Below are 1,081 nucleotides of genomic sequence, written 5' to 3' on the forward strand. Positions count from 1 at the left end.
TCATGGAATCTTCTTTTATCGTGACAAAGAAAAATCAAGTACACACCCGCAATCTAGATCGCCACGATTACATAACGGACTTTCAGTAATGCAAACATCAAGGTCGGGTTTGGGCCGTTCGCAACATGTTGGCGCGTCTTGGGGGCCTACTTTGCAAAGCCGGCTTTCTGCGCATAGCTGCCATTTGGCGTAGGCGCAGCGACAGTCGTTAGGGTCCTGAAGATATCAAACGCGGCGCTGCAATTCGATGTTATGTTGCATGGTCGACGTCGGGTTGTCGTTGTGGCGGGAGTGGCGGATCGGAGGATCAGTCATGGAAACACCAAACTTACCTGCCATTCGCGCACTACGCCCTGCCTGGAATAAAGGACGGATCGTCGGTCAGAAGCGACCGCTCAAGCCCAAACACGTCTGGGCAATCAGGGTGCGACTAGAGTTGGCCGAGAACCATCGCGACTTGGCACTCTTTAATTTGGCCATCGACAGTAAGTTGCGCGGCTGCGATCTGGTAAAAATGAAGGTCGTAGATGTCATGGCATCCGGTCAGATCAAAGAGCGCGCCTCCATTCTGCAAAGTAAGACTAGGAAACCTGTCCGTTTCGAAATCTCTGAGGGCACCCGTGCTTCACTCGAAAAGTGGATGCAAAACCCGCTGATGGTTGGATCAGAACACCTCTGGCCTGGCCGGTTTCATGAACGTCTTCATATCTCGACCCGCCAATATGCTCGGATCGTCCGTGACTGGGTGACGTCGATTGGCCTTGAGGCGAGCGCATTCGGCACGCATTCGATGCGAAGAACCAAGGTGACGCAAATCTACAAAAAGACTGGTAACCTTCGCGCCGTGCAGCTGTTGTTGGGGCATACGAAGATGGACAGCACCGTCCGATACCTCGGCGTCGAGCTTGAGGATGCTCTTGCGATTGCCGAAGCCATAGAAATCTAAAAACTTGGGCCGTCTTCACTGACGGCCCAGAGCGGTCATTCGTGACACGCGCGGCTAACGGCAGGAATGAGCCCAAATTGCATGTTTTCTGTGCCGCAGCGAAAGTCAGGTTTAAGAAAGCTGATGGGACCATCA

Annotated in this window: 1 protein-coding gene; it reads left to right on the plus strand. The window is 53.1% G+C overall.

The features are described 5' to 3' along the window. The first annotated feature begins 313 nt into the window (after window positions 1-313). Window positions 314-946: a tyrosine-type recombinase/integrase gene (locus FAP39_RS17350; RefSeq protein WP_138017624.1), complete on the plus strand. Its 633-nt coding sequence runs from the start codon at window positions 314-316 to the stop codon at window positions 944-946. The last annotated feature ends 135 nt before the right edge of the window (window positions 947-1,081 follow it).

Source organism: Shimia litoralis, assembly GCF_005518135.1.
Taxonomy (GTDB): domain Bacteria; phylum Pseudomonadota; class Alphaproteobacteria; order Rhodobacterales; family Rhodobacteraceae; genus Shimia_E; species Shimia_E litoralis.